Source organism: Quyinboa mangrovi, from assembly GCF_042219825.1.
In the GTDB taxonomy this organism is placed as follows: Bacteria; Bacteroidota; Bacteroidia; order Bacteroidales; family UBA5342; genus JBHJHP01.
In genome coordinates this window covers 1-2,922 of record NZ_JBHJHQ010000026.1, presented here as the reverse complement: position 1 = coordinate 2,922, position 2,922 = coordinate 1, and the positions used below count along the sequence as shown (strand labels likewise).

Sequence of the window (2,922 nt, the reverse complement as noted above, 5' to 3'; positions counted from 1 at the left end):
TGCAAGCTCTTTTCGTCCTGACAGTTCCTATCCCGTCGGAAAGAAACTGCCACGACACCATACCGCGGGAACGTTGTGCAAAATAACTTAGACACACTATCAAATCGAAACTTATGATATGAAGACAACAACTATATTATTCATTCTTATAGGATTAATAGCCACGGCAGCATTTATCGGATTGATAATTATTTTAAAATCCCCCGACACGAAAAAAGGAGAAAAGATTCTTAAAAAGTCAGGGTCATTATTATTGACGGTCCTTCTTATATCATTTATATTTTCAGATCTACATCGTGATTATTCAATATACGAAGAACAAAATACTTGGAAAAAATATCAGTTACCACAACTTGATTCCTTAATGTACCTTAATATTATAGAAACAAAATGGTCAAACTACAGATCATTGAGCCAAGATAGCATATATCATTCTGGTAAAATTATACGATTTGATCTGTTTGACATCTACAGTATCGAGGATGATTTCATAAATAAAAAGCAAGACAAGATTTTAACATTAAAATTCATAAAGCCCAATATTATCCGTGATTCATTAAGAGTTATGACTTTGAAAACAAGATCTGATTATATGAATAAATTGCCAATTGAAACATTAACCTTTTCTCAATTTGATAGTGTACTTACTGATTGGGGATTAAGAAAAGGATTGTATGATAAATTGGTGGATTATTGAAATTAATTACTTTGCACAACACGCGGTTCATAGTGCATGCGGTTTTGTTTTAACCAGCAAATCTTTATTCCGTATGCCGTCGTTTTCGGCTTGACAGTCTACACTTCGTGGGACAGTCAACCGCACGACACCATACCGCGGGAACGTTGGGGGCAATTGAAAGGAAAATAATAATTTAGAAATAAAACACATATAATTAATTAAAGAAATGAAAATAGGAGATATTCAGGTAGTGAATTCGATATTAGATGTCGAACATCGAATAAATGTACTGGAGGAAATACTTCAGTATATTATAAATAATAACACGAATTTGAACCTTCCAAATCAAAACCAGATTGAAGAATTCAGAGATAGCTCAATAAGCAAACTTAAAAGTAAATACCCCAATATGGGAATTGAAAAGAAATAATTTAAATGGTTATAGATATGAATATAATAGAAACCATTGGGGGTATTTTTTTTAAAGATTATTCTGTTGATACATATCCTATTTTGGTTGCATCAGCATTACACGAAGAAATGACTCCCTTACTTGCTGGGAAAAAATGGTCATATATAAGTGATGACCAAAATATTCGACAATATAAGGTTACAAATTCAAAGAAAAGAAGCTACAATGTTATTAGTTATTCATTAAATCGAATGGGAATGCCAATGAATGGTGTTGGAATAACTAAAACTATTGAGATTTTGAAACCAAAATATGTTATTTTCATCGGTACTTGTGCTGGTTTAAACAAGAAAACAGACACAAATACAAACGGAGAGAATGAAGGAGATGTACTTATTCCTGACTATATATACGCCTATGATTCAGGAAAACATAATGACAAAGGAGTTTTTAAAGTAGAGCATAGGCATTACGATGTTAGTCAAAACTTACGAAGTATTGTTTCTGACATGCTTCAGACTATAAGAAAGCCTCGTTTTAAAGTTGAGTTAGATTGTGGTTTCTGTTCAGGAGCTAGTGTAGTCAGTTACAAGAAAATGCGAGATAATATTATAAAATCTGCAAATCGCAAAGTTGCTGGTTTTGATATGGAGGCATATGTACTTGCTTGTATTAATCAGCTTTACCCAAATATTGAGACTATTGTGCTAAAAGGAATCATGGACTTTGGCGAACATAAGGATGATAAATTTAAAAGAAAAGCAAAAGTGAATTCAGCGAAAATTGCTGATGAACTTATTAATTATATTGTTGAAAATGACTCTAAATTATTGTAATACCAACTGCCCCCAACACGCGGTCATAGTGCATGGCAGTTATTTTAAATATAATATTTCAACGTTCGCCGGCTGTCTCTTTTGTCCTGACAGTTCCTTTCCCGTCGGAAAGAAACTGCCACGACAGCATACCGCGGGAACGTTGTGGCCAATATTAAGCAACCTTATCATCTATACTGAATAAGAATAAACACGAAAAAAATTACACCTATGAAAACAAAATATATATGGATAATCTTTACCACTTTCATTATTTGCAGTTGCGAAAAGGATGATAATTCAAATGAAAATCTAAGTAAAAATCCACCTGAAACACCAGAAGCGGTTAGTTACGATTTAAATGACGATTCAGTCAATGACATTAAAATTGAATATCGGTGGTTTACTTGGGATGGAATTAATAGTTCAGGAGATGGAATTTCTGGATTAATTGAACCCTTAAATGAAAGTTCTATTTTATTGAAACAAAATGAATATACATTATTTAATAAATTAAACGATACTATTCGGATAAACACAACAGAGCCTTATTACTGGGAAAAGTATTTAGCCCCTGCCTTTGTATCAATTTCAAATTCATCAGTTAATGACTATTTATGGCCAAGTGAGTGGAAAATTCAGAGTAATTTGAATTTAGATTCCTACTATTTAGGAATTGTAATTAATAATAGCAACAATAATCTGATAGGCTGGATAAAAATTACGATTAATAAATCCACTGGTGATGTTCAAATATTAGATAAGAAATTTACTACGGAAGAGTTTATTGTGATTGAAAAATAAAATACTGGCCACAACACCCGGTATAGTGCATGGCAGTATTTTTAAACCAAATAATTCAACGTTCGCAGCCTGCTCTTTTCGTCCTGACAGTTCCTATCCTATCGGACAGAAACTGCCACGACACCATACCGCGGGAACGTTGTGTGCAACCATATTAGAAGGGGAATTACATAATATGAATAAATATATCCTAATAGTTTTCTTTTTTATAC

General features: G+C 32.8%; 4 protein-coding genes. All 4 read left to right on the top strand.

Annotated features, from left to right (window positions below):
- Positions 1–118 precede the first annotated feature (118 nt).
- Positions 119–697, top strand: coding sequence for a hypothetical protein (locus ACE1ET_RS20315; RefSeq protein ID WP_375720641.1), 579 nt, complete (start codon positions 119–121; stop codon positions 695–697).
- Between the two features lie 429 nt (positions 698–1,126).
- Positions 1,127–1,927 (top strand): 5'-methylthioadenosine/S-adenosylhomocysteine nucleosidase family protein, encoded by an 801-nt coding sequence (locus ACE1ET_RS20310; protein WP_375730259.1) that lies wholly within the window; start codon positions 1,127–1,129, stop codon positions 1,925–1,927.
- A gap of 210 nt (positions 1,928–2,137) precedes the next feature.
- Positions 2,138–2,710: a hypothetical protein gene (locus ACE1ET_RS20305; protein WP_375730258.1), complete on the top strand. Its 573-nt coding sequence runs from the start codon at positions 2,138–2,140 to the stop codon at positions 2,708–2,710.
- On the top strand, positions 2,700–2,922 hold a 223-nt coding region (locus ACE1ET_RS20300), incomplete at its 3' end, for a hypothetical protein (protein WP_375730257.1). The genes ACE1ET_RS20305 and ACE1ET_RS20300, both read left to right, overlap by 11 nt.